The 21,194-nt window shown below is 70.7% G+C and carries 26 protein-coding genes, 1 tRNA gene and 1 riboswitch; of the genes, 10 read left to right on the top strand and 17 right to left on the bottom strand.

Annotation, left to right across the window (positions count from 1 at the left end; translation table 11 throughout):
• Positions 1–15 precede the first annotated feature (15 nt).
• From LG632_RS09575 to LG632_RS09565, 3 genes are all read right to left on the bottom strand, one after another.
• Positions 16–336 (bottom strand): DMT family transporter, encoded by a 321-nt coding sequence (locus tag LG632_RS09575; protein WP_226726471.1) that lies wholly within the window; start codon positions 334–336, stop codon positions 16–18.
• A 28-nt stretch (positions 337–364) separates the two neighbouring features.
• A riboswitch (guanidine-III (ykkC-III) riboswitch) is annotated at positions 365–436 on the bottom strand.
• Between the two features lie 57 nt (positions 437–493).
• The gene (locus tag LG632_RS09570) at positions 494–835 is read right to left on the bottom strand and encodes a GroES family chaperonin (protein ID WP_226726470.1); all 342 of its coding nucleotides are present in this window, start codon (positions 833–835) and stop codon (positions 494–496) included.
• Between the two features lie 49 nt (positions 836–884).
• The gene (locus tag LG632_RS09565) at positions 885–1,202 is read right to left on the bottom strand and encodes a DUF3618 domain-containing protein (RefSeq protein ID WP_226726494.1); all 318 of its coding nucleotides are present in this window, start codon (positions 1,200–1,202) and stop codon (positions 885–887) included.
• Positions 1,203–1,310: 108 nt separating this feature from the next.
• Here LG632_RS09565 and bcp point away from each other — a divergent pair, with 108 nt between their 5' ends.
• The 4 genes from bcp to LG632_RS09545 all read left to right on the top strand — a co-directional run bounded on the left by bcp (position 1,311) and on the right by LG632_RS09545 (position 3,214).
• A complete protein-coding gene (bcp, locus tag LG632_RS09560) occupies positions 1,311–1,778 on the top strand; it encodes a thioredoxin-dependent thiol peroxidase (protein WP_226726469.1) in 468 nt (155 codons plus the stop codon).
• A 167-nt stretch (positions 1,779–1,945) separates the two neighbouring features.
• Positions 1,946–2,593, top strand: a complete 648-nt coding sequence (locus LG632_RS09555; RefSeq protein ID WP_226726468.1) for an HNH endonuclease signature motif containing protein — start codon at positions 1,946–1,948, stop codon at positions 2,591–2,593.
• A complete protein-coding gene (locus LG632_RS09550; RefSeq protein WP_308108169.1) occupies positions 2,593–3,081 on the top strand; it encodes an HNH endonuclease signature motif containing protein in 489 nt (162 codons plus the stop codon). The genes LG632_RS09555 and LG632_RS09550 overlap by 1 nt, the downstream gene beginning before the upstream one ends.
• A 49-nt stretch (positions 3,082–3,130) precedes the next feature.
• A tRNA-Leu gene (locus LG632_RS09545) sits at positions 3,131–3,214 on the top strand.
• Between the two features lie 55 nt (positions 3,215–3,269).
• Here the strand turns inward: LG632_RS09545 and rdgB are convergent.
• From rdgB to LG632_RS09525, 4 genes are all read right to left on the bottom strand, one after another.
• Positions 3,270–3,872, bottom strand: a complete 603-nt coding sequence (gene rdgB / locus LG632_RS09540; RefSeq protein ID WP_226726467.1) for an RdgB/HAM1 family non-canonical purine NTP pyrophosphatase — start codon at positions 3,870–3,872, stop codon at positions 3,270–3,272.
• A gap of 118 nt (positions 3,873–3,990) precedes the next feature.
• Positions 3,991–4,377 carry a hypothetical protein gene (locus tag LG632_RS09535; protein ID WP_226726466.1) on the bottom strand — a complete coding sequence of 129 codons (387 nt, stop codon included), beginning with the start codon at positions 4,375–4,377 and terminating at the stop codon, positions 3,991–3,993.
• Between the two features lie 127 nt (positions 4,378–4,504).
• Positions 4,505–5,230: a ribonuclease PH gene (rph, locus tag LG632_RS09530; RefSeq protein WP_226726465.1), complete on the bottom strand. Its 726-nt coding sequence runs from the start codon at positions 5,228–5,230 to the stop codon at positions 4,505–4,507.
• Positions 5,231–5,333: 103 nt separating this feature from the next.
• A complete protein-coding gene (locus LG632_RS09525) occupies positions 5,334–5,675 on the bottom strand; it encodes a PTS sugar transporter subunit IIB (protein WP_308108174.1) in 342 nt (113 codons plus the stop codon).
• A gap of 117 nt (positions 5,676–5,792) precedes the next feature.
• Between LG632_RS09525 and LG632_RS09520 the strand changes: the two genes are divergently transcribed.
• Together LG632_RS09520 and LG632_RS09515 are read left to right on the top strand one after the other, a co-directional pair.
• Complete coding sequence (locus LG632_RS09520) at positions 5,793–7,109, top strand: PTS transporter subunit EIIC (RefSeq protein ID WP_226726464.1); 1,317 nt, start codon at positions 5,793–5,795, stop codon at positions 7,107–7,109.
• Between the two features lie 268 nt (positions 7,110–7,377).
• Complete coding sequence (locus LG632_RS09515) at positions 7,378–8,643, top strand: PTS transporter subunit EIIC (RefSeq protein WP_226726463.1); 1,266 nt, start codon at positions 7,378–7,380, stop codon at positions 8,641–8,643.
• Between the two features lie 139 nt (positions 8,644–8,782).
• Here LG632_RS09515 and LG632_RS09510 read toward each other — a convergent pair whose 3' ends face one another.
• The gene (locus LG632_RS09510) at positions 8,783–9,535 is read right to left on the bottom strand and encodes an MBL fold metallo-hydrolase (protein WP_226726462.1); all 753 of its coding nucleotides are present in this window, start codon (positions 9,533–9,535) and stop codon (positions 8,783–8,785) included.
• 225 nt (positions 9,536–9,760) lie between these two features.
• Between LG632_RS09510 and LG632_RS09505 the strand changes: the two genes are divergently transcribed.
• Together LG632_RS09505 and LG632_RS09500 are read left to right on the top strand one after the other, a co-directional pair.
• Complete coding sequence (locus tag LG632_RS09505; protein WP_226726461.1) at positions 9,761–10,183, top strand: hypothetical protein; 423 nt, start codon at positions 9,761–9,763, stop codon at positions 10,181–10,183.
• Positions 10,180–10,533, top strand: coding sequence for a DUF488 domain-containing protein (locus LG632_RS09500; RefSeq protein WP_226726460.1), 354 nt, complete (start codon positions 10,180–10,182; stop codon positions 10,531–10,533). Before LG632_RS09505 ends, LG632_RS09500 begins: the two co-directional genes overlap by 4 nt.
• Positions 10,534–10,706: 173 nt before the next feature.
• Here the strand turns inward: LG632_RS09500 and LG632_RS09495 are convergent, their stop codons facing one another.
• The 7 genes from LG632_RS09495 to clpS form a co-directional block, all read right to left on the bottom strand.
• Entirely contained in the window at positions 10,707–11,657 is a 951-nt protein-coding gene (locus tag LG632_RS09495; protein ID WP_226726459.1) for a PLP-dependent cysteine synthase family protein, read from the bottom strand.
• Entirely contained in the window at positions 11,657–11,935 is a 279-nt protein-coding gene (locus tag LG632_RS09490) for a MoaD/ThiS family protein (protein ID WP_226726458.1), read from the bottom strand. The genes LG632_RS09495 and LG632_RS09490 overlap by 1 nt, the downstream gene beginning before the upstream one ends.
• A gap of 94 nt (positions 11,936–12,029) precedes the next feature.
• Positions 12,030–12,137, bottom strand: coding sequence for a putative leader peptide (locus LG632_RS30650; RefSeq protein WP_309550539.1), 108 nt, complete (start codon positions 12,135–12,137; stop codon positions 12,030–12,032).
• Positions 12,138–12,214: 77 nt separating this feature from the next.
• Positions 12,215–12,637, bottom strand: a complete 423-nt coding sequence (locus LG632_RS09485) for a M67 family metallopeptidase (RefSeq protein ID WP_226726457.1) — start codon at positions 12,635–12,637, stop codon at positions 12,215–12,217.
• 92 nt (positions 12,638–12,729) lie between these two features.
• Positions 12,730–14,166 carry an amino acid permease gene (locus tag LG632_RS09480; RefSeq protein WP_226726456.1) on the bottom strand — a complete coding sequence of 479 codons (1,437 nt, stop codon included), beginning with the start codon at positions 14,164–14,166 and terminating at the stop codon, positions 12,730–12,732.
• 336 nt (positions 14,167–14,502) lie between these two features.
• Positions 14,503–15,111, bottom strand: coding sequence for a DUF2017 domain-containing protein (locus LG632_RS09475; RefSeq protein WP_226726455.1), 609 nt, complete (start codon positions 15,109–15,111; stop codon positions 14,503–14,505).
• Positions 15,111–15,425 (bottom strand): ATP-dependent Clp protease adapter ClpS, encoded by a 315-nt coding sequence (gene clpS / locus LG632_RS09470; RefSeq protein WP_226726454.1) that lies wholly within the window; start codon positions 15,423–15,425, stop codon positions 15,111–15,113. Before clpS ends, LG632_RS09475 begins: the two co-directional genes overlap by 1 nt.
• An 80-nt stretch (positions 15,426–15,505) precedes the next feature.
• Here clpS and LG632_RS09465 point away from each other — a divergent pair, with 80 nt between their 5' ends.
• The gene (locus LG632_RS09465) at positions 15,506–16,834 is read left to right on the top strand and encodes a nicotinate phosphoribosyltransferase (RefSeq protein WP_226726453.1); all 1,329 of its coding nucleotides are present in this window, start codon (positions 15,506–15,508) and stop codon (positions 16,832–16,834) included.
• Positions 16,835–17,010: 176 nt separating this feature from the next.
• Positions 17,011–17,625, top strand: a complete 615-nt coding sequence (locus LG632_RS09460; RefSeq protein ID WP_226726452.1) for an isochorismatase family protein — start codon at positions 17,011–17,013, stop codon at positions 17,623–17,625.
• Between the two features lie 97 nt (positions 17,626–17,722).
• On the opposite strand, the gene LG632_RS09455 is transcribed toward LG632_RS09460, so the two are convergent.
• Positions 17,723–18,046 carry a hypothetical protein gene (locus LG632_RS09455; RefSeq protein ID WP_226726451.1) on the bottom strand — a complete coding sequence of 108 codons (324 nt, stop codon included), beginning with the start codon at positions 18,044–18,046 and terminating at the stop codon, positions 17,723–17,725.
• 145 nt (positions 18,047–18,191) lie between these two features.
• On the bottom strand, positions 18,192–20,603 hold the full coding sequence (locus LG632_RS09450) for an immune inhibitor A domain-containing protein (RefSeq protein ID WP_226726450.1): 2,412 nt from the start codon (positions 20,601–20,603) through the stop codon (positions 18,192–18,194).
• Positions 20,604–21,194 lie beyond the last annotated feature (591 nt).

The following is a 21,194-nucleotide window of genomic DNA, read 5'->3' as shown; positions in this document are numbered from 1 at the left end:
CCGCGCCGCGCCCGCTCAGTGACCGGAAGTGGCCTTCAGCCCCACCACGGCCACCAGCAGCAGACAGATGAAGAAGATCCGCGCGGCGGTCACCGGCTCACCGAGGACCACCATCCCCAACACCGCCGCACCGGCCGCGCCGATCCCGACCCACACGCCGTACGCCGTACCGATCGGCAAGGACTTGGCGGCGAACGACAGCAGCACCATGCTGGCCACGATGCCGGCACCGGTGAACACCGACGGCCAGAGCCGGGTGAAGCCCTCGGTGAACTTCATGCCGATCGACCAGCCCACCTCGAGCAGACCGGCGAGCAGAAGCAGGACCCACGCCATGACGACACCCTTCGACGAGAAAGAACAGGGTGCGTCGTCTTGTCCTACCCGGTACGGCGCGTCTCGTCGGGGTTCCCCACCACGGTAACAAAGGAACGGCCGAGGGGCCGGTGACCACGATCACCAGCCCCTCGGCCGCCGTCACAAGTGCGTCCCGTCAGAGGTACAGCCCGGTCGAATCCTTCGACCCTTCCAACCGCTCCGCGGCCACCGCGTGCAGGTCGCGCTCGCGCATCAGCACGTACGCCACACCCCGCACCTCGACCTCGGCCCGGTCCTCCGGGTCGTACAGCACCCGGTCGCCCGGCTCCACGGTCCGCACGTTCTGCCCGACCGCGACGACCTCGGCCCAGGCCAGCCGCTTGCCGACGGCCGCGGTCGCCGGGATGAGGATGCCGCCGCCGGTACGGCGCTCCCCCTCGGGCGAGTCGGAACGCACGAGCACGCGGTCGTGCAGCATACGGATGGGCAGCTTGTCGTGGGTGGTGTTCTCGCTCACGACTCGAACCTACCTGCCCCGTGCCGCGCCGCGAGCGCGAGGCCCGGCATCAGCGCTTGCGCCGCGCGGACAGCACCAGCAGCCCGACGACGCCCACGGCCACCAGCGCCACCGGCACGATCCGCTCCGGACGCGGCGCGCCGTCGTCCCCCCGGAAACCGGCCGTCACATCGGTGACCAGGCGGTTCACGGTGGCGAAGGCCCGGCCGGCGGTGTGGTCCACGGTGGACGCGACCCGCGCCCTGGCGTCCCCGATGATCGTCCTCGGATGCATCCGCACGCCGATCTCGTCGAGCGTCTCGGCGAGCTGCTCGCGGCGGCGGACGATGTCCGCCTCGATCTGCGCAGGGGTCCTGGCTTCCGGCACCGCGCTGCCTCCGTCGTCGTGGTCGTCGTCTAGGGCGTTGTCCGCCATGAACAGTCTGTCAGCTTAGTCTCGTGCCGTACCGATCCCCTCCCGAGGAGACTGTGAGACATGAGCGAGCGACTCCAGCCGGGCGACACCGCCCCCGCCTTCACCCTGCCCGACGCGGACGGCAACGAGGTCTCGCTCGCCGACCACAAGGGCCGCAAGGTGATCGTGTACTTCTACCCGTCCGCCCTGACGCCGGGCTGCACCAAGCAGGCCTGCGACTTCACGGACAACCTGGACCTGCTGGCCACGGCCGGCTACGACGTCATCGGCGTCTCGCCGGACGCCCCGGAGAAGCTGGCCAAGTTCCGCGAGAAGGAGAACCTCAAGGTCACCCTGGTCAGCGACCCGGAGAAGAAGGTCCTGGAGGCGTACGGCGCGTACGGCGAGAAGAAGCTGTACGGCAAGGTGGTGACGGGCGTCATCCGCTCCACGGTCGTCGTCGACGCCGAGGGCAAGGTCGAGCGGGCCCTGTACAACGTCAAGGCCACCGGCCACGTCGCCAAGATCCTCAAGGACCTGGGCATCTGACCCTGCCCCGACCCCTCTCCCCGCCCTTCCCAGGAACGGCCCGCACCCTCGGCGGTGCGGGCCGTTCCGTTTATCGGGCGGTTTTTCCCGTCACCGTCCGACTATCGGTTCGTTACTCCATGCGAGGACCGCACGCACGCACGGCGGCGGGAGTGGAGGGGGGCGGAATGCCGGCGAGTCCGTACACGAAGGAACGGCTGACGGAGGCGGCGACGGCGTCGCGGACGTTGAGTGAGGCGGTGGAGAGACTGGGGCTGGATCCGCGGACCGGGTCGCGGGACTACATCCGCTCCCGGATGAAGCAGCTCGGGGTCGATACGTCCCACTTCGAGAGGGAGGGCGTGAAGTGGACCCGGGACGTCCTGGCCGAGGCGGTGGCGGCCTCGACGACGATGTGCGAGGTGCTGCGGCGGCTGGGGCTGGACGTGGTCGGGGGCCATCACACCCACATCAGCGGCAGGGTGAAGGCCTTCGGCATAGACACCTCCCACTTCAAGCCACCCGCGTGGACCGACCGGATGCGGGACAACCGCCGCCGTCGATCCGCTGACGAGATCCTGCGCGAGGACCGCTCGACCCACGCGTTGCGGGTGCCCAACTCCCGTCTGCGCCGGGCGCTGCTGGAGAGCGGGGTCGAGGAGCGCTGCGCCGGCTGCGGCACGGGGGCCTTCTGGCTCGGAGAGCCGCTCCCCTTGGAGGTCGACCACATCGACGGCAACTGGCGCGACAACCGCCGCGAGAACCTTCGCTTCCTGTGCCCCAACTGCCACTCGACCACGGACACGTACCGGGGCCGGGCGAGGGGGCGTCGCTAGTGCCGCGGCCACGTCGGGAGAAGCCCGAACGCGAGACCCTCCGCGCCGCGGTCGCCGCCTCCCGCTCGGTGTCGGAGGCCTTGAGGCGCCTGGGCATCCCGGTGTCCGGCAGCCAGCATGCGGCGCTCAAGCGCTGGGTGCAGGAGGACGGGATCCCGACGGCGCATTTCGTGGGCCAGGCCCATCAGCGCGGCGGGCCCGGCACGCGGCCCACGAGGCCCGCGCAGGACATCCTCGTGAAGCACGGCGGCGGGCGCACCTCGACGCGCCTGCTGCGTCGCGCGCTGCGGGACGTCGGCGTCCCGGACCGCTGCGACAGATGCGGGGTGCCACCTCGCTGGCTGGGCCGCCCCATGACGCTGGAGGTCGATCACATCAACGGCGACCGCACCGACGACCGCCGGCAGAATCTGCGGCTGCTGTGCCCCAACTGCCATGCCCTCACCGCCACCTGGTGCCGAGGAGGTCGCCGGGGCCAGGCTTCGTGATCTTGCCGCTCCGGCCCGGCCGCCTGCCGCTATCATGGCGAGGCGGTAAGCGGCGGTGGCGCAATGGCGACGCAGCAGACTTAGGATCTGTGGCCCGTGAAACGGCTTGAGGGTTCGAATCCCTTCCGCCGCACCGAAACGGCCTGCGAATCGAAGACTCGATGCGCAGGCCGTTCGTGTGCGCGGCCTCAGCCCAGCAGTTCGCGGACCACCGGGACCAGGGCGCGGAAGGCCTTGCCGCGGTGGGAGATGGCGTTCTTCTCGGCCGGGGTCAGTTCGGCGCAGGTGCGGGTCTCGCCCTCCGGCTGGAGGATCGGGTCGTAGCCGAAGCCGCCCGAGCCGGCCGGGGTGTGGCGGAGGCGGCCCAGGAGGCGGCCCTCGACCACGCGTTCGGTGCCGTCGGGCAGGGCCAGGGCGGCGGCGCAGAAGAAGTGGGCGCCGCGGTGCTCGGGGGCGATGTCGGAGAGCTGGGCGAGCAGCAGGTCCAGGTTGGCCTTGTCGTCGCCGTGGGTGCCGGCCCAGCGGGCGGAGAAGATGCCGGGGGCGCCGCCCAGCACGTCGACGCACAGGCCGGAGTCGTCGGCAACGGCCGGCAGCCCGGTGGCCCGGGCCAGGGCGTGCGCCTTGAGCAGGGCGTTCTCGGCGAAGGTGACGCCCGTCTCCTTGACGTCCGGGATCTCGGGGTACGCGTCCGCGCCGACCAGCTCGTGGGGCAGGCCGGCGTCGGACAGGATGGCGCGGAGTTCGGCGACTTTGCCCGCGTTGCGGGTCGCCAGGATCAGGCGGGTCATGGTCCCCGATTATCCCCGGCGGGTCCGGGCCCCGTCGGGGCCGCCCGGCTCCGGCCGCCTGGCTCCGGCCGCCCGGCTCCGACCGCCCGCGCCCGTCGCGCCGCTCGGCCCGCCCGGCTCAGGGGGTGCAGACCTTGGAGAGTTCGGCGGCGGCGTCGGCGACCGGCTTGACGTCGGGGGTGGGGTTGCCCTGCTCGATGGCGGTGCGGACGTTCTTGACGGCCTGGTTCATCGAGTCCAGCGCCTTCTTGAGGTCGGCGTTGTCGGTCTGGTCGCCGATCTTCTTGAGGTTCTGGTCGATCTTGTTGAGGGCGTTCTGCGCGTCCTGGGGGCTGTTGCCGGCGTTGGAGACGGCCTGCTGGAGGTCGGCCACGCCTTCGGTGATGGTGACGGCGGTGTTGGCGCAGTCCAGTGCCGTGCTGATCGCGCCGCAGGCGGTGAGGGCGGGCAGCGTCAGTGCGGCGGCGAGGGCGACGGCGGCTAGGCGGCGGTGGTGCTTGGGCATCGGTTCGGGTCCCCCTTGGTGACGGCGGCGTGGACGGGCGCGCGAGTGTACTGCTGCGTGCGCCCGTACCCGGAAGGACGCCGTCGTACGCCCCGGTGGTTGCGCGGGGCGGGCCGTGGCCGGTGGGTCAGAGGCCGAGGGCGTGGCGCTGGATGGCTTCGAGGTCGGCGCAGCCGCCGGCGGCGAGGTCGAGCAGGGCGTTGAGTTCCTTGCGGTCGAAGGGCTCGCCCTCGGCGGTGCCCTGGACCTCGACGAAGCGGCCGTCGCCGGTGCAGACGACGTTCATGTCGGTCTCGGCGCGGACGTCCTCCTCGTAGCAGAGGTCGAGGAGGGGGACGCCGTCGACGATGCCGACGCTGACGGCGGCGACGGTGCCGGTGAGGGGCTTGCGGCCGGCCTTGATGAGCTTCTTGGACTGGCCCCAGGCGACGGCGTCGGCGAGGGCGACGTAGGCGCCGGTGATGGCGGCGGTGCGGGTGCCGCCGTCGGCCTGGAGGACGTCGCAGTCGAGGACGATGGTGTTCTCGCCGAGGGCCTTGTAGTCGATGACGGCGCGCAGGGAGCGGCCGATCAGGCGGGAGATCTCGTGGGTGCGTCCGCCGATCTTGCCGCGGACGGATTCGCGGTCGCCGCGGGTGTTGGTGGAGCGGGGCAGCATCGAGTACTCGGAGGTGACCCAGCCTTCGCCGCTGCCCTTGCGCCAGCGGGGGACGCCTTCGGTGAAGGAGGCGGTGCAGAAGACCTTGGTGTCGCCGAAGGAGATGAGGACGGAGCCCTCTGCGTGCTTGCTCCATCCGCGTTCGATGGTGACCGGGCGGAGCTGTTCGGGCGTGCGGCCGTCGATGCGAGACATGGTTCCGAGCCTAGTCGCTGTGCGGGTGGGCGAAGACCCCGTGCCGGGTCCGGTACGGGGTCTCGTGGGCCGCGTGGGCGTGGGTGAGCCGGGAGGGCTCAGCTCACATCATGTCCTCGATCTCGGCGGCGATGGGGTCGGCGTCGGTGCCGATGACGACCTGGACGGCGGTGCCCATCTTGACGACGCCGTGGGCGCCGGCGGCCTTCAGGGCTGCCTCGTCGACGAGCTCGGGGTCGTTCACCTCGGTGCGGAGGCGGGTGATGCAGCCCTCGATCTCCTCGATGTTGTCGAGGCCGCCGAGCGCGGCGACGATCTTCTCAGCCTTGGTGGCCATGTGTTCTCCCTGAGTGCCTGAGTGCGACGGTGCGCACGCGGGTCCGCTTCGCCACGTTAACCCACGGTTGGCCCATCTTCGCGAGCGCGGGTCCGGCGTCTGCCGAATGATGACGATCAGCAGCTGCCTGCCCTGCGGGCGGGTGACTGCGATCGCGCCACAAGTGGTCTACACCAGTGTGCCGCAACTGTCGCCCCTGCCCAAACGCCGCCAGGGAGGAAGCCGATGAGCGCGAGCAGCGCCACCGCCGCAGCGCCGGAGCGCAAGCGCTGGAGCGCCGTGTTCCAGGGTCTGCAGAAGATGGGGCGCAGTCTCCAACTGCCGATCGCCGTCCTGCCTGCGGCGGGCATCCTGAACCGGCTGGGGCAGGACGACGTGTTCGGCAAGGACGGGCTGAACTGGACCGACGTCGCCAAGGTGATGGCGGGCGCGGGTGGCGCGCTGCTGAACGCGGAACTGGGGCTGCCGCTGCTGTTCTGCGTGGGTGTGGCCATCGGGATGGCGAAGAAGGCGGACGGGTCGACGGCGTTGGCGGCGGTGGCGGGGTTCCTGGTCTACCGGGGGGTGCTGCGGGCCTTCGCGAAGCCGTGCCCGGCGGGCTCGAAGCCGGTGGGGAACACGGAGATGGGCGGCTGTCTGACGCCGGACGGCACTTTCACGGGGTTCGCGTTCCAGAATCCGGGGGTGTTCGGGGGGATCGTGATGGGGTTGCTGACGGCGTGGTTCTGGCAGCGGTACCACCGGGTGAAGCTGGTGGACTGGCTGGGCTTCTTCAACGGCCGGCGGCTGGTGCCGATCATCATGTCGTTCGTCGCGATCGTGTTCGCGGTGCTGTGTCTGCTGGTGTGGCCGCCGGTCGGGTCGGCGCTGGAGAGCTTCTCGGACTGGCTGTCGGGGATCGGTGCGTGGGGTGCGGGGGTGTTCGGGGTGGCGAACCGGGCGCTGCTGGTGATCGGGCTGCACCAGTTCCTGAACATTCCCATCTGGTTCCAGTTCGGCGAGTACACCAAGCCGGACGGGCAGGTGGTGCACGGTGACATCAGCATGTTCCTGGCGGGGGACCCGGACGCGGGCCAGTTCACGTCGGGCTTCTTCCCGATCATGATGTTCGCGCTGCCGGCGGCGGCCCTGGCGATCACGCACTGCGCGAAGCCGCAGCGCCGCAAGGAGGTGGGCGGGCTGATGCTGTCGGTGGCGCTGACCTCGTTCGTCACGGGCATCACGGAGCCGCTGGAGTACTCCTTCCTGTTCGTCGCGCCGCTGCTGTACGCGGTGCATGCGGTGCTGACGGGCGTGTCGATGGCGGTGACGTGGGCGCTGGGTGTGCACGACGGCTTCACGTTCTCGGCGGGCCTGATCGACTACGTGATCAACTGGGGGCTCGCCACGAAGCCGTGGCTGATCATCCCGATCGGGTTGTGCTTCGCCGCCGTCTATTACGTGGTGTTCCGCTTGGCGATCACCAGGTTCGACATTCCGACGCCGGGGCGGGAGTCGGACGAGGAGATCGAGGAGATGCAGAAGGACAACGTCAAGGCGTAGCGCGGGGCGGGCGGTGGCGGGCGGGCCTTGCGGCCCGCGGCTGGCAGGGCCTTCGGATCCTTCGGTCCGGGGGCCCTGTGTCGTGTGACCCGGGCCACAGAAAATCGAAGGTTCCTTATCTAACCCCGACCGTGCTACAACTGGTCTACACCACGCAATGGTGTAGACCACGCGCCCCGATGAGGGCCCGTGAGCCCCCGTTTCTGAAGACGCCGCCGGTCCCCCGTGTTTCCGTTCCCGGGCGGCGCCTTGCCCACTGGAGGAAGTTGTGACCACGGCCAGCGCTGCCCCGGCGGCAGAGAAGAAGAAGGGGGCCGGCGCGATGGCTGTCATGCAGCGCATCGGCCGGAGCCTCATGCTCCCCGTCGCGGTGCTCCCCGCCGCCGCGCTGCTCGTCCGCCTCGGCGACAAGGACATGCTCGGCGACCCGGCCCTGCCGGCGTTCCTCACCAAGATCGCCGGGTACATGTCCGCCGGTGGCGGCGCGATCCTCGACAACATGGCGCTGCTGTTCGCCGTCGGTATCGCGATCGGTTACGCGAAGAAGTCCGACGGCTCGACCGCGCTGGCCGCGGTGACCGGCTACCTGGTCTTCAAGAACGTGCTCGCCACGTTCACCGACTCCAACCTGCCGAAGGTCGCCAAGGTCGTCGACGGCAAGGTCGCCATGGTCGACGCCCCGGTCGACGCCAAGGTGCTCGGCGGTGTCGTCATGGGCCTCGTGGTCGCCCTGATCTACCAGAAGTTCTACCGGACCAAGCTCCCCGAGTGGGCGGGCTTCTTCGGCGGCCGCCGCCTGGTCCCGATCCTCTCGGCCTTCGCGGGTCTGGTCATCGGCATCGTGTTCGGCCTCATCTGGCCGGTGCTCGGCAAGGGCCTGCACGGCTTCGGTGAGTGGCTGGTCGGATCCGGCGCCGTCGGCGCGGGCATCTTCGGTGTCGCCAACCGCGGTCTGATCCCGGTCGGCATGCACCACCTGCTGAACTCCTTCCCGTGGTTCCAGGCCGGCGAGTACAACGGCAAGAGCGGTGACATCGCCCGCTTCCTGGCCGGCGACCCGAGCGCCGGACAGTTCATGACCGGCTTCTTCCCGATCATGATGTTCGCCCTCCCGGCGGCCTGCCTCGCGATCGTCCACTGCGCCCGCCCCGAGCGCCGCAAGGTCGTCGGCGGCATGATGTTCTCCCTCGCGCTGACCTCCTTCGTCACCGGTGTCACCGAGCCGATCGAGTTCACCTTCATGTTCATCGCCCCGGTCCTGTACGCGGTCCACGCGGTGCTGACCGGTGTGTCCATGGCGCTGACCTGGGCGCTCGGCATGAAGGACGGCTTCGGCTTCTCCGCCGGCGCGATCGACTACCTGCTGAACCTGGGCAAGGCTACCAACCCGCTGGGCCTGGCGCTGGTCGGCCTGTGCTTCGCGGCGCTGTACTACGTGGTCTTCCGCTTCGCGATCACCAAGTTCAACCTGCCGACGCCGGGCCGCGAGTCCGACGAGGAACTGGCCGAGCTGCAGAAGGCCGAGGCCAAGTAGCCGGACCGGCGGACGCCACCGGCCACCACGAAGCCCCCGCTCTCCGTGACAGGGGAGGGCGGGGGCTTCGGCGCGTGCGGGGCCGGGACCGGGACCGGGGCCGGGCCGCGGGCGGCGGGTCAGGGCCGGGGGCCGCGGGTCAGAGTTCGTACACCGCGCCGGGGGCGGCCAGGTCGATCGGGCCGGAGTAGACCGCGCGGGCGTCGGCCAGGTTCTGCTCGGCCGAGGTCCACGGCGGGATGTGGGTGAGCACCAGGCGGCCGACGTTGCCCCGCTGCGCGAACTCGCCGGCCTCGCGGCCGTTGAGGTGGAGGTCGGGGATGTCCTCCTTGCCGTGGGTGAAGGAGGCCTCGCACAGGAACAGGTCGGCGCCCTCGGCGAGCAGCCCCAGCTCGGGGCAGACCCCGGTGTCCCCGGAGTACGTCAGGGAGCGGCCGCCGTGCTCGACGCGGATGCCGTACGCCTCGACGGGGTGGGCGAGCCGTTCGGTGCGGACCCGGAAGGGGCCGATGTCGAACGAGCCGGACTTCAGGGTCCGGAAATCGAAGACCTCGCTCATCGACCGCTCGTCGGGCACGTCCTCGTAGGCCGTGGTCAGCCGCTTCTCGGTGCCTTCGGGGCCGTGGACGGGGATGGCGCCGCAGCGGCCGCCCTCGTGGCGGTAGTAGCGGGCCACGAAGTAGGCGCACATGTCGATGCAGTGATCGGCGTGCAGATGGCTGAGGAAGATCGCGTCGAGGTCGTAGAGGCCGATGTGGCGCTGCAGCTCGCCCAGGGCGCCGTTGCCCATGTCGAGGAGCAGCCGGAAGCCGTCGGCCTCGACCAGGTAGCTGGAGCAGGCCGATTCCGCGGACGGGAACGAACCCGAACAGCCGACGACGGTGAGCTTCATGGGAGCGGGAACCTCCGTGGACGGTCCGTGGCGGGCGGAGACGGGGAGGGCGTCGGGTGGTCGTGCGAGGGCCGTGCGGTGCGTCGAGCGTAAGGCGCGAAACGCCCGGTCGCTCCTCCACGGCGTGCTGTTGTGGGGGAACTCACCTGCGGTGTCACCCGGGGGAGCGACGGCCCGCGCACGCGTTGCCGCGCCGGGTGGGCGGGGCCCGGTTACGGTCGAACCATGGACACGTCGTGGTGGCCGGCCGCCGCCGCGGTGGTCGCGGTGGCGCTGGTCGTACTGGTCGCCGGGGGCCGGGCGCCAGGTGCCCGGGCCGGGCGCGGCGCGGTCCACGGGCCCGGGCCGGCGCCGCGGCCGCGGGCGGGCGAGATCTGGTGGACGGCGGGCGGTCACTGCTGCGTGGTCCTGGGGGTACGGGGCCGGACGGCGCGGGTCGCGCCGATCACGGGCAAGTACCACGACGACCGGCCCGGGGTGATCCCGCTGCCGCCGGGTCTGCTGGTGGAGGTGCACGGGCGGCCGGGGTTCGTGGAGGCGGACCGGCCGCTCGTCCTGTCGGTGTGGGAGTTCCGGCGCAGGGCCGGGGTACTGGATCCTGCGGTGTGGGACGAGGTCCGGGGCCTGGGAGGTGGTGGCGGACGATGATCCGACTGCGACGGGTCTACGATCCGCCGGATCCGGCGGAGGACGGGGTACGGGTCCTCGTGGACCGGCTGTGGCCGCGGGGGCTGGCGAAGGCCGAGGCGAAGGTGGACGAGTGGCCGCGGGCGGTCACTCCGTCGGCGGAGCTGCGCAAGTGGTTCCACGCCGGGGGCAGCCGGGAGGAGTTCCGGGCCCGCTACGAGGCCGAGCTGGCGGAGCCGGAGGCCGTGGCGGCCCTCGCGCACCTGCGGGCGCTGGCCGGGCAGGGCACGCTGACCCTGGTGACCGCGGTGCGCACACCGGAGTCGAGCCATGCCTCGATCCTGGCCGAACTTTTGACCGCCCCGACCTGACCTGCCCGACCTGACCGGCCCGACCTGACCGGCCCGACCTGATCGGCCCCCACCTGACCGGCCCGGCCTGACCGGGGCCCCGCCGCGGACCGCGTTCCTCGGCGGAGCTCCCGGCCGGGGCGGGCGGGCTCGGGCCCCGGGGGGGCGGGCCGGGACCGGTGGCGCGGTGGGGCCTAGGCCCAGAGTTGGCCCTGGAGGACCTCGACGGCCTCCTCCGTGGTGGCGGCCGTGTAGACGCCGGTGGAGAGGTACTTCCAGCCGCCGTCGGCCACGACGAAGACGATGTCCGCGGACTCGCCCGCCGCCACGGCCTTGCGGCCGACACCGATGGCCGCGTGCAGGGCGGCCCCGGTGGACACGCCCGCGAAGATGCCCTCCTGCTGGAGCAGTTCGCGGGTGCGCGTCACCGCGTCGGCGGAACCGACCGAGAAGCGGGTGGTGAGCACGGACGCGTCGTAGAGCTCCGGGACGAAGCCCTCGTCGAGGTTGCGCAGGCCGTACACCAGGTCGTCGTAGCGCGGCTCCGCGGCGACGATCTTGACGTCGGGCTTGTGCTCGCGCAGGTAGCGGCCGACGCCCATCAGGGTGCCGGTCGTGCCCAGGCCCGCCACGAAGTGGGTGACGGAGGGCAGGTCGGCGAGGATCTCCGGGCCGGTGGTGGCGTAGTGCGCGCCGGCGTTGTCGGGGTTGCCGTACTGGTAGAGCATCACCCAGGACGGGTTCTGCTCGGCCAGTTCCTTCGCCACCCGCACGGCCGTGTTCGAGCCGCCGGCGGCCGGCGACGAGATGATCTCGGCTCCCCACATGGCCAGCAGGTCGCGCCGCTCCTGGCTGGTGTTCTCCGGCATCACGCACACGATCCGGTAGCCCTTGAGCTTGGCGGCCATGGCCAGCGAGATGCCGGTGTTGCCGGAGGTGGGCTCCAGGATGGTGCAGCCGGGGGTCAGCCGGCCGGCCTTCTCCGCCTGCTCGATCATGTGCAGCGCGGGCCGGTCCTTGATCGAGCCGGTGGGGTTGCGGTCCTCCAGCTTCGCCCAGATCCGGACGTCGTCCGAGGGCGAGAGCCGGGGCAGGCGGACCAGCGGGGTGTTGCCGACCGCCGCGAGCGGGGAGTCGTAGCGCATTACTTCGAGCCGCCGGCCACGGCCGGGAGGATGGTGACGTTGTCGCCGTCCGTCAGCTTGGTGGAGATGCCGTCCAGGAAGCGGACGTCCTCGTCGTTGAGGTAGACGTTCACGAAGCGGCGCAGCTTGTCGCCCTCGACGATGCGCTCCCGGATGCCGGTGTGGCGGGTCTCCAGGTCGGCGAACAGCTCGGCGAGGGTGGCGCCTTCACCGGTGACGGCCTTCTCGCCGTCGGTGTAGGTGCGGAGGATGGTGGGGATGCGGACCTCGATGGCCATGGCCGGCTCCAGTGTCGTGAAAGGCGTGGAAGGGGCGAAAACTACGTGCGGGCGCGCGGTTCTCTGCCCCCGCGCGAGAGGGCTGCGGTGCTTCTCAGGCAGCGGGACAGATGGCGCTGGCGAGGCGGCACAGGTCGACGTGCAGCCGCGCCACGAGCAGGGTCCTGCTGGGCGTCTCGTTGCTCACGTCGTGGGAAACCATGCGGTCATGTTAACGATTCCCGGTCCCCCGTTTGGAGTGTGATCCCGCATGATGGACGCCCAGCGCTCACATACTGGTCAGTAGGCGGCTACGACCTGCACTTCTTCCTCGGTGATCACTCCGTCGACGATCCGGTACGAGCGGAACTGGAACTCCCCCAGGCCGTCGGTGTCCGCCGTGGAGACCAGGACGTAGTGGGCGCCCGGCTCGTTGGCGTAGGTCACGTCGGTGCGCGAGGGATAGGCCTCGGTGGCGGTGTGCGAGTGGTAGACGATCACGGGCTCCTCGTCCCGGTCGTCCATCTCGCGGTAGAGCGCCAGCAGGTCCTTGGAGTCGAACTCGTAGAACGTGGGCGAGCGGGCGGCGTTCAGCATCGGGACGAACCGCTCGGGCCGGCCGGTGCCCGCCGGGCCGGCCACGACGCCGCACGCCTCGTCCGGGTGGTCCTTGCGCGCGTGCTCGACGATGCGGTCGTAGAGCTCCTGGGTGAGGGTCAGCATGAGCGACAGGATAAGCAGACGGGCCCTTCCGTACCGAGGAGTGGTACGGAAGGGCCCGGATGCCGGACAGCGGGCGCCTGGGCGGCGGCCCGTCAGCGCTTGGCGAACGCGGCGCCCTCGGGGTTGCGGCGCTTGAGGACCAGGTACGACACGCCGAGGACCAGGCCCCACAGCGGGGCGCAGTACAGCGACACCCGGGCGTCCTTGTCCAGGCCCATCATCACGACGACCATGCCGATGAAGAGCAGCGCGAACCAGCTGCTGTACGGGGCGCCGGGCGCCCGGAAGGGCGACGTCGGCAGCTCGCCGCGGTCGGCGCGGGCGCGGTAGCGGATCTGGCAGACCAGGATCATGATCCACGCCCACATGCCGGAGATGGTGGCGAAGGAGACGACGTAGTCGAAGGCCTTGCCGGGGGCGACGTAGTTGATCCAGACGCCGACCAGCATCAGCGCGGCGGAGAAGGTGGTGCCCACCAGCGGGGTGCCGTTCTTCGTCAGCCGGGTGAAGAACTTCGGGCCCTGGCCGTTGAGCGCGAGGTCGCGCAGCATGCGGCCGGTGGAGTACATGCCCGAGTTGCAGGACGACAGGGCGGCGGTCAGGACGACGAAGTTCACGATCGCCGCGCCGATGCCGAGGCCCATCTTCTCGAAGGCGAGGACGAAGGGGCTCTCGCCGGCCTTGAAGTTCGACCACGGGATGACCGACATGATCATGATGAGCGCGCCGACGTAGAAGACGGCGATCCGCCACGGCACGGTGTTGATGGCCTTGGGCAGGGTCTTCTCGGGGTCCTTGGACTCGCCGGCGGTGACGCCGACCAGCTCGACGGCGAGGAAGGCGAACATCACGATCTGCAGCGTCATCAGCGTCTCGCCGATGCCGTGGGGGAAGAAGCCCCGGTCGTTCCACAGGTTGGCGACGGTCGCGGTGTCGGCGGCGTCGGAGAAGCCGACGGTCAGGATGCCGGCGCAGATGAGGATCATGCCGACGATGGCGGTGACCTTGACCATGGAGAACCAGAACTCCAGCTCGCCGAAGAGCTTCACGGAGATCAGGTTCGCGCCGTAGAGGAGCACGGTGAAGATCAGTGCGTAGGCCCACTGCGGGAAGCCGTCGTGGGTCCAGTACGTCATGTACTTGGCGGCCGCGGTGACCTCGGTGATGCCGGTGACCACCCAGAAAAGCCAGTACGTCCAGCCGGTCGCGTAGCCCCAGAACGGGCCCAGGAACTCCCGGGCGTAGTCGGAGAACGAGCCCGCGACCGGGCGGTACATGAGGAGCTCGCCGAGCGCCCGCATGATGAAGAAGATGACCAGGCCGGCGATGGCGTAGGCCAGGATCAGGCTCGGACCGGCCTTGGAGATGGCCTTGCCGGCGCCCAGGAAGAGGCCGGTGCCGATCGCGCCGCCGATGGCGATCATCTGGATCTGGCGGGCTCCGAGCGTGCGGTGGTATCCCTCGCCGCCCTCGCCCTGGGCACCCTCGACGGGCCCCTTGTCGTGCTGCTCGACCTGCACTGAGGTCATGGTGGTGGTGCGCCTTTCTCCACGCCGACCCGTCGCCGTGCGGTGGCGCCGGATCGGGTTCCTCGATCCCCCCGGACACGGATGGAGTTGCACCCGGCGGTCAGCCGGTTCAAGCAGCGCCTGCGGGGACAGGGGTGGCGTCCCGCCGGCGGTCGTGAAGATCTATCACGCATCTCCGGGCGGCCGGTCGACGGGAAAGTGACGCGGTACACATGAATATCCGAATAAAGGTGCGTAAACGGGATCAGATCACCGCATGGCGGTGATCTGATCGTTATCCGGATTTGAGCGTCCGCTGAGCGAACGATCATGCCGGGCGCGTGTCGGCGCGCCGGCTCAGAGGGTCTCGATGAGGGTCTCCTGGAGCCCGCCCAGCCACAGGTACGCCATCACCATGGGCTTGCGCGGGTCGTCGTCGGGGAGCCGGTAGAGCTGGGCGCTCTCCTCGTCCTCGCTGATGTCGAGCCGGGCCCCGATGGTCAGCCGCAGGTCGTTCAGCGCGCCGAGCCAGCGCAGCGGCAGCTCGCCGGTCAGCTCCAGCACCGCCCCGCCGTCCCCGGCGGGGATCAGGGCGTCCAGGCTGCGGACCACGGCGAGGGCGTCCTCGCGCTTGCGGGTGCGCAGGTCGTTCTCGGTGAACCGGCGGAACTCCGCCGACCACGCCTTCAGCTCGGCCGGGTCCACCCCCTCGTCCTCGCCGGAGGGGCCGCCGTAGGCGTCGGGGAAGAGCCGGGCGAGCGCCGGGTCGGACGGCGGTTCGCTGGGGCCCTCGGCGAAGAGGGCGGCCAGCGGGTCGGCGTCCGCGGCGGGCTCGGGCTCGCCGGGGCCGATCAGCTCCAGCAGTTGCACCGCGAGCGAGCGCAGGATGGCGATCTCGATGTCGTCGAGGGCGACCGCCGCGCCCCCGCCCTTGAGGGGCTCGAACATGCCGGGGTGTCCGCCCATCAGCCGCGGTCCTGCGAAAGGGTGGCCCACAGGCCGTAGCCGTGCATCGCCTGCACGTCGCGTTCCATCTCCTCGCGGGTGCCGCTGGAGACGACCGCCCGGCCCTTGTGGTGCACGTCGAGCATCAGCCTGCGCGCCTTGTCCTTGGGGTAGCCGAAGTACGCCTGGAACACGTACGTCACGTAGCTCATGAGGTTGACCGGGTCGTTGTGCACCAGGGTCACCCAGGGAACGTCGGGTTCGGGGACCGCGAAGGTCTCCTCGGCCGATTCGGTGCGTTCGATCTCGATGGGAGCAACACTCACCTGTCCCATGCTGCCACTGTGACGGGCCCGTCGCACAAACGGGCACCACATCTCGTCACTTTGACGAAATGTGCGCTAGCATCCCTGACATGAACCCTGCGGACTTGGGGCTGCCGGTGGACGTTCCGTCCACAGCGCTCTTCACGGACCATTACGAGCTCACGATGCTGCAGGCCGCCCTGGCGGACGGCACCGCCCACCGCCGCTCGGTCTTCGAGGTGTTCACCCGGAGGCTGCCCGAGGGCCGGCGCTACGGCGTCGTGGCGGGCACCGGCCGGGTGCTGGACGCGGTGGAGAACTTCCGCTTCGACAGCGCCGTGCTGGAGTTCCTGCGCGAGCGCGCCGTGGTCGACATGCGCACCCTGGACTGGCTGTCGTCGTACCGCTTCTCGGGGGACATCTGGGGCTACCCGGAGGGCGAGGTCTACTTCCCCGGCTCCCCCGTCCTGCGCGTGGAGGGCAGCTTCGCCGAGTGCGTGCTGCTGGAGACGGTGGTCCTGTCGATCCTCAACCACGACTCGGCGATCGCCGCCGCGGCCTCCCGGATGGCCTCGGCCGCGGGCGAGCGGCCGCTCATCGAGATGGGGGCCCGGCGCACCCACGAGCTGGCGGCCGTGGCCGCCGCCCGCGCGGCCTACGTCGGCGGGTTCACCTCGACCTCGGACCTGGCGGCCGGATTCCGCTACGGCATCCCGACGGTCGGCACCTCCGCCCACGCCTTCACCCTCCTGCACGACACCGAGCGCGACGCCTTCCAGGCCCAGGTCGCCTCCCTCGGCGGCGGGACCACCCTGCTGGTGGACACCTACGACGTGGCCGAGGCCGTGCGCACGGCCGTGGAGATCGCCGGGACCTCGCTGGGCGCGGTCCGCATCGACTCCGGCGACCTGCTGCTGGTGGCCCACCGGGTGCGCCAGCAGCTGGACGAGCTGGGGGCCACCGGGACGAAGATCGTGGTCACCTCGGACCTGGACGAGTACGCCATCGCCTCGCTGGCCGCGGCGCCCGTGGACGCCTACGGCGTGGGCACCCAGCTGGTCACCGGCAGCGGCCACCCCACCAGCTCGATGGTCTACAAGCTGGTCGCCCGGGCCGCCTCGGACGACCCGAAGGCACCCCTGGTGCCGGTGGCGAAGAAGTCGACCGGCGGCAAGACCTCCGTCGGCGGCCGCAAGTGGGCGGCCCGGCGGACCGACGCGGACGGCGTGGCCGAGGCCGAGGTCGTCGGCACCGGGCCGGTGCCCCAGGCACTCGCCGGCCGTCAGCTGCTGACGCAGCTGGTCAAGGGCGGCGAGGTGGTCGCCCGCGAGCCGCTGGAGACCGCCCGGGACCGGCACCGCGCCGCGCGGGCGGGGCTGCCGCTGTCCGCGACGCAGCTCTCGCGCGGCGAGGCCGTCATCCCGACGGAGTACGTCTGACGGGCGGAGTAGCGGCGGGCAGACCGGGAAAGACCAGCAGCACCAGGAGCACCACCGAGACCCCCGCCCGGGGCCCGGGCCCGGCCACGGGCCACGGGCCCGCGCCACGGGCCACGAGCCCCACCGCCGGCCCGAGCACCAGCCCCGACCGACCACCACGAATGAAGGACCGCGTCATGCACCGCGCACTGATCGTCGTCGACGTACAGAACGACTTCTGCGAGGGCGGCAGCCTCGCGGTCGCCGGGGGCGCCGACGTCGCCGCCGCCATCACGGAGCTGATCGGGCAGGCCACCCCCGGCTACCGGCACGTCGTGGCCACCCGTGACCACCACGTCGACCCGGGTGCGCACTTCGCCCACCCGCCGGCCGAACCGGACTACGAGACCTCCTGGCCGGTGCACTGCGTGGCCGGCACCGAGGGCGTGGGCTTCCACCCGAACTTCGCGCCCGCCGTCGCCTCCGGCAGCATCGCGGCCGTGTTCGACAAGGGCGCCCACGCGGCGGCGTACAGCGGCTTCGAGGGCACCGACGAGAACGGCACGCCGCTGGCCGAGTGGCTGCGCGCCCGGCAGGTCACCGAGGTGGACGTGGTGGGCATCGCCACCGACCACTGCGTCCGGGCGACCGCGCTGGACGCCGTCCGCGAGGGCTTCCGTACGCACGTGCTGCTGGACCTGACCGCCGCGGTGGCGCCGCGGACCGCCCGGCGGGCGCTGGAGGAGCTGCGGGAGGCCGGCGTGGAGCTCAGCGGCACCCCGGTGGTCGCCGGGGGCCTGGACGGGGCGTAGCGGGCGCAGGAGCCGGGCGGCACCCGGCGGGCTCGGGCCCGGCGGGCTCCGGTCCGGCGGGCTCCGGTCCGGTCCGCCGGACATCGGCCCGGCGGGCTCAGGCTCCCCGGAGCAGGGCCCGTATCGGGTGCCAGAGCTCCTCGGCGTCGTCGGGGACCGCCCGCCACAGCAGGCCGTCGGGGTGGTGGAGCACCGCCGTGATCTCGTCCAGGGTCGGCGGCTGGCTGTTCCCCCGCAGGTAGACGGCGCGCAGTCCGAGGTTCCGCAGCCTGGTCAGGGCGCGGGCCCGGTTCGCGGCGAGGACGAGCACGCGGACCTGGCCGCCGCCCGGGTCCCCGTAGGGCCGGTCGGCGGGTCTGGGCAGGGTCAGGGCGACGACGACGCTCCCGTTCGGGAGCTTGACGAAACCTCCGCCAGGCATGGTGGCATCTCCCCCGTGAGATGGAGTCGGCCGCGGCCGGTGCCGCGGACCGTCAATAAGACACTCGCATCCGCATCTAAACGCGATCGGCCGCCGCCCGCTAGAGGGCGACGGCCGATCATGCTGTGACCTGGGGTTTTTCCGACTACTTGGTCGAAGGACCGACCTCGACCGTCATCTGGAGACCGTCGTAGGCCTCCTTCAGGATCTTGATCTTGGTGTTGGTGTCAGTGACCTTGACGGAACCGGTCGGGTTCTCGTCGTAGTAGTACTTGCCCTTGTGGTCGTCGAAGACCAGGTTCGTGGGCTTCGGCTTGACGAACAGCGACTCACCGTTCTTGTGCAGGGTGAAGGCGTCCGTCGAGTACGCGCTGAAGGTGGCGTCGTACGGCTGGATCTTGTTCCGCAGCAGGGTGCCGTCGGCCCACTTCATGGGCTTGGCGTTGGCGTCGATCGGCAGGATCAGGCCCTGGCCGGGGTGGACGCTGGTGTTGTTGTCCTTCTGGGAGGTGTCCCAGAGCCAGATCAGCAGACCGTCCTGGTACGGGTAGTGCTCGACCCAGTCGGGGCGGCTGTTGGCCCAGCCGAAGTTGTACGGGCCGACCTTGAGGGTCTGGTCGTACGAGACGTAGCGGCGGTTCTCCGCGATGTAGTACTGCGCGTAGTCCTTGGTGAAGCCCGCGCCGATCCGGGAGAAGCCCTTGAGGGTCCAGCCGTTGTCGCCGCTCTCGCCGCCGTCGGTGAACAGCGCGGAGCCGTCCGCCGTCAGGGTGATCGCGTCGGCGGTGAAGCCCTTGCCGCCCGCGCCGCCGTCCGTCTGGTAGCGGAAGCGGAGGTCGATCTTCTTGCCGGCGTAGGCGTCCAGCGGGAAGTTCAGGTTCTGCCAGCCGCCGGAGACGTCGGTCAGGGCCGGGGAGCCCGCGGCGTCGGCCGGGATGGCCTGGCCGTTGGCGGTACCCGCGAGGGCGGTCCAGGTGGCGCCGCCGTCGGTGGACACCTCGGTGTAGAGGTAGTCGTAGTCCTTCTCGATGTCCCACCAGCCCTTGAGGGAGAGGGCGGCGGAGGACTTGCCCGTGAGGTCCACGGAGCGGGTCAGGGTGTTCTTGAGGTCGTCACCCATGCCCGACCACCACTGGTTGGCGCCCTCGGCGGGGGCCACCACGTCGGTGCGGACCTGCTTCTTCGGCAGCTCGACGACCAGGGCCTGCTTGTCCTTGGTGTTGAACTCCGAGACGCCCAGCTTGTGGGTGGACTTCGTCGCGGCCTTGGCCTTGTCGTAGTTCAGCCAGCCCAGCTGGAGCTTGTCCCAGGAGGTCATGTCGCCCGGGAGGTCGCCTATGGACTCCTCGCCCGTGCCGAGCCAGGAGCCGGCCGACATCAGGGACCAGAAGCCGACCGAGTTCTCGCCGCCACCGGTGGTGTCGTACAGGTCCGGCAGGCCCAGGTCGTGGCCGTACTCGTGGGCGAAGACACCGAGGCCGCCGTTCTCGGGCTGCATGGTGTAGTCGCCGACCCAGATGCCGGTGTTGCCGATCTGGGTACCGCCGGCCTTGTTGTTCTCGGGGCCGGTCTTGCCCGCGTTGGTGCCGTAGGCGTACCAGCGGTGGGCCCACAGGGCGTTGGTGCCCTCCTTGCCGCCGCCGGCCGACTCGTCCTCGCCCGCGTGGACGATCTGGAAGTGGTCGATGTAGCCGTCGGACTCGTTGAAGTTGCCGTCGCCGTCGAAGTCGTAGCGGTCCCACTGGTCGTACTGGGCCAGCTGCGTCTTGATCTGCTCGTCGGTCTTGCCGGCCTTCTTCTGGCCCTCGACCCAGGCGGTGACACCGTCGCGGACGGTGTCCCACACGTTGGCGCAGTTGGTCTGGCCGCAGTAGTTCGAGCCGTAGCGGGCCTCGTTGTACGGGACCTTGACCCAGTCGGCGACCTCGCCCTCGACCGAGTAGCGGCCCGAGGAGGTCTTCTCGTAGTAGGTCTTCAGCGAGTGCTTGCCCTCACCGGTACCGAAGTACAGGTCCTGGAAGTAGTCACGGCTGAAGTCCGCGCGCCAGGCGGTGCTGTTGTCCTTGGTGCGGTCCGGCTTCGGGATGGTGTTGCGGGCCGGGCCGGGCTCGCCGCCGTACTTGACGACCGGGGGCTTGGGGCCCGGGCCGTCCGGGTCGAACATGGTGGTGTTGTCGACCTGGTCGCCGAACTCGACGAGGATCGTGAAGATCTTGTCGGTCTTCTCGCGGCCGAGCTCGACGTACTTCTTGTCGTCGAGCTTGACGACCTTGGAGGCGCCGCGCTGCTCGACGTCCTTCTTGCCGGCGAGCACCTGGTCCAGGGCGGCCTCGCGCTGCTTGGCCTGCTGGTCGCTGAACGGGCCCTTGAGGTTGTGCTGGACCTTCTCCTTCGCCGGGGCGGTGGGGTCCTGCTTGCCCGCGGCCGGGGCCGGCCACGGCACGTCGTTGGCCTGGGCGGCGGTGTAGAGGGTGCCGGTCGCGGCGCACGCGGCGATGGTCACGCCGATCGCGGCGGCACGCAGCGCTCGTCTCCGAGCGGCGGTGTTGCTGGTCACTTGATGTTGTCCCCTCCCGCGGCCGCAAGGATGGTTCGGAACATCTCCATAGGAGTTGGGGGGTTCCGCGCGGCGCGCGTCTCAAGTGACGACATTTGACCGGACGTGGGGAAGAAAAGACAGACCTTGACTTGCGCAGGTCAACTGCACTATGCGGTCGCTCAGTTCCGCTTATCGGACATTCCGCGGGCAGGCGGACGAACGGCACGGGTCGCCCCCGGTCCCCCGGCCCGGGGCGCGCGAGGCAGGAGCGTGCGCCCCCTGTGCCTCGGCACCGTGGGTGAGGTCACGCTTACCGGAGGTTCCGTCCGGGAATCCCCCCGTCGTAGAGTCGCTCGACGGGGGAACCTCCCAGCGGCAGCTGGGGGACGACGAGTTGAGCTGACTCCCCGCCCGCCTCCGATGGACGGAAACCGCCATGCCGCGTCCGACTGCCGCACAGCTCGCCTACGGGTCCGCCGCCGTCATCGTCTCGACGATCGCCATGCTGCTGCTGTCGCAGACGAGTACCGGACTCGGCGTCGCCGTCATCGCGGCGGCGGCCCTCGCCCTGGGGCTGCTCGTCGCCCTCACCGTACCGATGCCGAAGCG

The organism is Streptomyces antimicrobicus (assembly GCF_020532625.1).
GTDB classification, from domain to species: Bacteria; Actinomycetota; Actinomycetes; order Streptomycetales; family Streptomycetaceae; genus Streptomyces; species Streptomyces antimicrobicus.
This window is presented reverse-complemented; position numbering and strand designations above follow the sequence as displayed.